Annotated in this window: 5 protein-coding genes and 1 pseudogene; 1 reads left to right on the forward strand and 5 read right to left on the reverse strand. The window is 71.1% G+C overall.

The genetic code is table 11. The annotated features are described in order from the left end of the window. From AB0G02_RS26125 to AB0G02_RS26140, 4 genes and pseudogenes are all read right to left on the reverse strand, one after another. A pseudogene (locus tag AB0G02_RS26125) lies at window positions 1–248 on the reverse strand (hypothetical protein); the annotation flags it as partial. Beyond that, the gene (locus AB0G02_RS26130; RefSeq protein ID WP_360798399.1) at window positions 245–1,144 is read right to left on the reverse strand and encodes an ABC transporter ATP-binding protein; all 900 of its coding nucleotides are present in this window, start codon (window positions 1,142–1,144) and stop codon (window positions 245–247) included. The gene AB0G02_RS26130 and the pseudogene AB0G02_RS26125, both read right to left, overlap by 4 nt. Beyond that, window positions 1,141–1,536, reverse strand: a complete 396-nt coding sequence (locus AB0G02_RS26135) for a GntR family transcriptional regulator (RefSeq protein ID WP_360798402.1) — start codon at window positions 1,534–1,536, stop codon at window positions 1,141–1,143. The genes AB0G02_RS26130 and AB0G02_RS26135 overlap by 4 nt, the downstream gene beginning before the upstream one ends. Before the next feature lie 90 nt (window positions 1,537–1,626). Then, complete coding sequence (locus tag AB0G02_RS26140; RefSeq protein ID WP_360798405.1) at window positions 1,627–2,334, reverse strand: TetR/AcrR family transcriptional regulator C-terminal domain-containing protein; 708 nt, start codon at window positions 2,332–2,334, stop codon at window positions 1,627–1,629. 33 nt (window positions 2,335–2,367) lie between these two features. Between AB0G02_RS26140 and AB0G02_RS26145 the strand changes: the two genes are divergently transcribed. Further along, the gene (locus tag AB0G02_RS26145) at window positions 2,368–3,213 is read left to right on the forward strand and encodes an alpha/beta hydrolase (RefSeq protein ID WP_360798407.1); all 846 of its coding nucleotides are present in this window, start codon (window positions 2,368–2,370) and stop codon (window positions 3,211–3,213) included. Window positions 3,214–3,274: 61 nt separating this feature from the next. Here AB0G02_RS26145 and AB0G02_RS26150 read toward each other — a convergent pair whose 3' ends face one another. Beyond that, window positions 3,275–5,665 (reverse strand): N,N-dimethylformamidase beta subunit family domain-containing protein, encoded by a 2,391-nt coding sequence (locus AB0G02_RS26150; RefSeq protein ID WP_360798410.1) that lies wholly within the window; start codon window positions 5,663–5,665, stop codon window positions 3,275–3,277. Window positions 5,666–6,078: the final 413 nt, after the last annotated feature.

Below are 6,078 nucleotides of genomic sequence, written 5' to 3' on the forward strand. Positions count from 1 at the left end.
GTGCTCGTGTCGTTCATCGCGTTCACGGCCGTGTTCGCGGTGCTGGCCGCCGCCGACTGGGTGCTGATCGCCCGGTTGGCGCGGCGCGGATCGTTGATCCGGGCCTCTCCCGCGCAGCGGGCGGGACCGCCGGGGAACAGGTCGTGGGCCTGCGCCCCGAGCACGAGCAGGGCGACGCCGAACATGCCGACGAGCAGGCCCAGGACGCAGACCTCGGTCCGGTGCTGGCGCCAGATCAACCACGTCATGCCGTCCCTCCCGACGTGGCCGCGGCACCCGGCTCGGACGGCCGGCGCAGGTACGCGAGCACCAGCTCCTCCAGCGCGACCGGCTGGGTCTGCCACCCGGGCGCGGCCGGGATCCCGCCGTCGCGCACCAGCAGGGTCGTGTGCCGGTCGCTGTGGACGGCCTGCACGACGGCGCCGGACCGGTCGAGGTCGGTGGCCGTGCGCGGGCCGACGAGCAGCCGGTGCTCCGCGAGGAGCGTGTCGATGTCGCCGGTGAGCGTGACCCGGCCGTGGTTGAGCACGACCAGGTGGTCGCAGACGCGCTCCTGCTCGTGCACGACGTGGGAGGAGAACAGGACGGTCACCCCGCCTTCGGCCACCGCGCCCATGAGGACTTGCAGGAACTCGTGCCGGGCCAACGGGTCGAGGCTGGCCACCGGCTCGTCGAGGACGAGCAGGTCCGGCCGCTTCGCCAGGGCCAGGGCCAACGCGACCTGGGCCTGCTGCCCGCCGGAGAGCGTGCCGGCCCTGCGGTCGAGCGGGATGCCCAGCTTCGCCAGCCGGCGCTCGGCCAGCCCCTGGTCGAACCGCAGGTTGCAGGCCCGGCCGAAGCGGAGCATCTCGGCGACGGTGAAGCGCTTGTACAGCGGGTGGTCCTGGGCCAGGAACCCGACCCGGGACAGGGTGTGCGGGGTGCTGGCGGTGACGTCGTGGCCGAGCACCTCCACCGTGCCGGTGCTCGGCGCCAGCAACCCGACGGCCAAGCGCAGCAACGTGGTCTTGCCCGCGCCGTTCGGCCCGACCAGGGCGATCACGCCGCCCGCCGGCAGGGTCAGGGTGCAGTCGCGCAGCGCCCAGCCCTTCCGGTACCGCTTGCCCACGCCGTCGGTGCGCAGCGCGAAGTCGGTCGCTGTCACGCCACGTCCTCATTCCTCATCCGCTGGTGGACGGAGGTGAGGAGCGCGGTGACCGCCTGCTCGTCGAGGCCGGCCGCGTAGGCGCGGCGCAACCAGGTCTCCAGGCCGCGGCGCAGCGACGTGTACGTCGAGGCCGACATCACGGCCGACTGCTGTTCGTTGACGAACGTGCCCTGGCCGGGCCGGCCGGTGACCAGGTCCTCCTGCTCCATCTGCCGGTACGCCTTGGCGACGGTGTTCGGGTTGATCGCCAGGTCCTCGACCACCTCGCGGATGAGCGGCAGGCGGTCACCGGGGTGGAGGAAGCCCAGCAGCACCGCTTGGCGGACCTGCTGGACGAGTTGCAGGTACGGCGGCACGCCGGAGTGGGTGTCGAGCCGGAAGACGAACACGGATGCTCCTTACTGCTTTGCTAGTATCATAGTAAAGCAGTAAGTCGATGGTGGAGGGAGCCGACGCGGCACCGGTCCACGGCCGCTCGGCTACCTGCGGCTGTGCGCCAGGCCGGTCAGGATGTGGTCCAGGCCGCGGCGGAAGGCTCGCTCGTGGCGGTCGTCGGCGTGCGGTGCCTCCGCCTCGACCATGATCCTGCTCAGGTGCGGGTAGTCGCCGCTGCCGATGATCAGTTCGCCGTACTGCGCCTGTGCCGCCAGCCAGGCGGTCATGTCGGTGCCGGACCGTCGGGCCGTCTCCTGTTCGGCCAGTTCGTCGACGACGTGTCCGCGCACGAAGGTCAGCACGGTGCCGACCTGGGCCGGCACCTCGTCGGCGTCCAGGTCCAGCACGTCCACGGTCGCGTACGCCGCGTCCAGCCACCTCAGGCTGTTCGGTCCCAGCACCGGGCGGGTCGCGGGCAGGGTGGCCGGCCACGGGTGGCGCAGGACCGTGGCGCGGTGCTCGTGGGCGATCGCCCTCAGGTCCGCCTGCCAGTCACCGGTCGGCGGCGGTGGCTCGCGCTCCCCGATGGCGCTGTCGATCATCAGGGCGAACAGCTCGTCCTTCGTGGCGATGTAGCGGTACAGCGTCGTCGTGCCGGTGCCCCTCTCGCCGGCGACCCGGCGCAGGGACACGGCCTCGATGCCCTCGACGTCGGCTACGCGGATGGCCGCGGCCGCGATGTCGGCTCGACTGTGAACCGGGCGTGGTCCTCGGGCGCCGCGTTCCGCCCGGTGAGTTACCGTCCGCTTCATGCGAAGACTGTGCCCAGGTAATGCGGGGAACTCGTGACCGGGTACCGCACCGGGTCGGTCGACTCCGCCGATGGGACCGCCATCGGATACCGCCGGCTGGGCAGTGGTCCCGCGGTGCTGCTCGTGCACGGGGGCATGCAGGCGGCACAGCACCTGATGAAGCTCGCTGCCGCGCTGTCGACCGAGTTCACCGTCTACGTGCCCGACCGGCGCGGGCGGGGGCTGAGCGGCCCTCATGGTGACGATTACGGTGTCACGCGGGAGGTCGAAGACCTGCAGGCGCTGGTGGAGGCGACCGGGGCGTCGCGGGTCTTCGGTCTGAGCTCGGGCGCTCTTGTCACGCTGCACGCGGCCCTGGTCATCCCAGGCCTCGAGGCGATCGCCCTGTACGAGCCGCCGCTGTCGGTCGACGGTTCGGTGCCGATGGGCTGGGTGCCCCGGTTCGATCGTGAGGTCGCCCGGGGCAGGCTCGCTGCCGCGCTGGTCACCGCCTTGAAGGGACTGGAGGTCGAACCGGTGCTCGGCCGGGTCCCGCGGTTCGTGCTCGTGCCGGTCGTGGCGATCGGCGCACGCCTGCAGGGCGACGGGTCCGGTGATGACGTACCGATCCCGGCCCTCATCCCCACGCAACGCTTCGACGTGCGACTGGTCGAGGAGATGGCCGACACGGCCCGGGACTACACCTCGCTCGGGTCCCGGGTTCTGCTGCTCGGTGGCACGAAGAGCCCGCCGTTCCTCGGAGTCGCGCTGGACGAGCTGACCGCCGCGATCCCGCACGCACAGCGGATCACCTTCCCGGGACTGGGGCACTCGGGTCCGGATGACGACGGCGACCCGCGCCGTGTCGCAGAAGCCCTGCGCACCTTCTTCACCGCCTGACCAACCCTGGTTCCGCTCCCGGACTTCCAGCCGCAACCGCCGGTCGGGCGAGGCGGGCGGCTCAGCCGCTTGCCGTCGGGGCCCACACCACGTCCACCCAGTAGTGGGAGTCCTCCGAGGTCCGGTCGGGGAACCCGGTGCCGTAGCGGTACAGGCCGTTGGGGCCGTCGACGCCGATCGGCAGCGCGGTGAGCGGTTCGAGGTAGGTCCGCTGGCGGCTGAAGCCGCTGAAGTACTCGGTGTTGGCGGAGTAGCGGCCGGTCGGGGTCAGGTAGGACACGACGTAGGTGGTGTCCGCCGCGACCGCGACCGGGGGGGTGAACAGCAGGGTCTGCCAGCCGCTCGCGGTCTCGTTGGTGAACGTGCCGGTGGCCAGGCGCTGACCGGTCGAGGTCCACAGGCTGCCGGTGTGCTTGCCGGTGTTGCCGGAGCTCTTGTAGAACCGCACGCCGCGCACGTAGCCGCTCCGCTCGGCACGCCACTTGACGCCCAGCTCCAGCGCGGAGCCGTCGGAGAGCTCGAGTTCCGCGGGCCGGTCGTCGTTGGTCCACATGCCGCACGGGCAGGTCCGCGCCGACGTGGTGGGCGTGGCCGTGACGGGTGCGGAGAGGTTGAGCGAGTCGTCGACCGCGCGCACGCGCAGGCTCGCCGGGCCGGACCTGGCCGGGGTGTAGGTGTAGCTCCACGTGCCGCGTCCCGGCTGCCACACCGCCGGGTGCCAGGATCCGCCGTCGGTGGAGACCTCGACGCCGGCGACCTGGCCGGCCGCGTCCACGACCGTGCCGGAGAACGTGTAGGGGGCGCCGACGGTGGAGATGGCGGGCACGGTGGTGAGCGCCACGACGGGCGGCGCGGTGTCGGTGCTCGCGGTGGCCGCGCCGAGGGTCGGCTGGAGCGTGGCGGGCTGCACCCCCATGTCGGCCAGGAAGTTCACCGTCGCCTGCTGCATCCGCACGTCGGACGTCGGCGTGGTGGTCAGGTAGGCGTGCTCGTCGTCCACGCCCCACGCCCACTGGACCGTGCCCGCGCCGAACACCAGCGCCCCGCTCGCGTGCCGGTAGTAGGTGACCGAGTGGGTCGCCGTCCCCGAGACGTAGAGGTCACCGTGGTTCTTCAGGAGGTACCCGCCGTCCAGGGCGACGGTCGTCGACGACATCCTCGCCACGCCGTCGGGCTGGAAGCCGTTGTCCGGCACCGTGTTCCACTCGTAGCCGAGGGTGCCGGGCTGGAAGGTGTAGCTGCCGGTGGTCATGTTCTGGAGGTCGGTGTTCCGCCACAGCCGCATCCTGCCGTACGCGGCGGGCACCTGGAGGCTGTCGTTGCGACGACCGTTGACCGTGAAGATGTTGCCCAGCAAGGCGTTCTCGGGTCGTCCGCCGTCCTGGGGCGGGCTGCGACGCGGGTCGCGCCAGGTGCCGGTCCAGTCGTCCAGGCCGTCGTTCTGCGCGCCCTTGGTCTCCTTGTAGCAGGCCAGGGTGCGCCAGTCGGTGCGCGAGGAGTCGATCGACTTCTCCCACCGGGTCTTCCAGAAGATCTCGTTGCCGGTCAGGAACGCCATGTGCACACCCGCGTCCCGGGCCGCCTCCACGTTGGCGCGCTGCTCGTTCGACCAGTACTCGTCGTGGCCGACGGCCATGAACACCCTGTGGTTCTTGATCAGCTGGCCGCGCCGGGCCGAGTCCACGTCGGTGGTGTAGCTCAGGTCGTACCCGTTGCGCTCCAGGAAGCGCAGCATCGGGTACTCGGCGTTGAAGATGAAGTTCTCCTCGCCGTCGCCCCCGGTGTACGGGCGGTTGTAGCTGACCTTGTACGCCTGCCCGCCCTGACCGGGGCCGTCCCCGAAGTACAGGCTGTTGCCGCCGTAGCGGTTGTACGCCTCCCACGTCGAGTCGGAGGTCTGGAACAGGACCTTCGACGTGCTGGTGTCGTCGCGCACCACGAACGCGATCTCGTTCATCGCGCCGTTGTCGGTGCGCGACAGCCGCGCGTAGTAGATGCCCGACACCGCGTCGAGCGGCACGGTCCAGGAGGTCGACACCGCCCAGTTGCCGCAGTCGATCAACGCGCTGCCGTCCGTGCCGCGCAGGCACGCCGGTTGGGTCGAGCCGCCGCTGTGCGAGGTCGAGCCGATCAGCCGTGCCCCGGCACCGCCGTACCAACCGAGCCGGTAGACGTCCACGCGGTAGGCCGTCGCGCTGGTCTTCACCTTGAAGTCGACCCGGCTGCCGGGGGTCGCGCTGATGTCCGTGGTGAAGCCGACGATGGACGGGTCGCGGTAGCTCACCTGCCAGTCGGCCGCACCGGGCTTGGTGTTCTCGCACGCCACCGCGTTGACCACCGGCGCGTCGCACAACGCCGCCGCGGCGGGCTGCGCGTGGACTGGCCTCGGTCGGACGTCGCCCACCGCAACGACGGACGCCGCCGCCAGGACGAGCACCACGAGGGCGCGCATCGACAGCACCCGGGACAAGACCGTTCTCGCCTGTTGTGCGGACACGATTCCCCCACGAATGAAGAACAAGCCCCCGAAATACCGGCGGATGCGCGAAACGCGCGACACGTGCGACGCAGGAACCGATGCCGTCGACCGAAAATTGCGCCAGGGCAATCTATCAGCACAGCTCCTGCCTGCGACAACGTACTCACTCGTTCGGCCGCCTCCACCACCGCGCAATGAGCGCGCAGCGGCGTCGACAATCGGCCTTACGGGCGCACCCAGGCGGTCCTGGGCCACTCGGGAATTCGGCCGCGTGAGATGGGCTTTCCGGTCGAACGACGTCCGTTCCGCAGGCGACGACGACGCGCGGACGCCCGGCCCACCCGGTCGGCGCGGTCATCCCGGTAGTAAAGGCCCGGGATGACCGC

It is taken from the genome of Actinosynnema sp. NPDC023658 (genome assembly GCF_040639995.1).
Classification (GTDB): domain Bacteria; phylum Actinomycetota; class Actinomycetes; order Mycobacteriales; family Pseudonocardiaceae; genus Actinosynnema.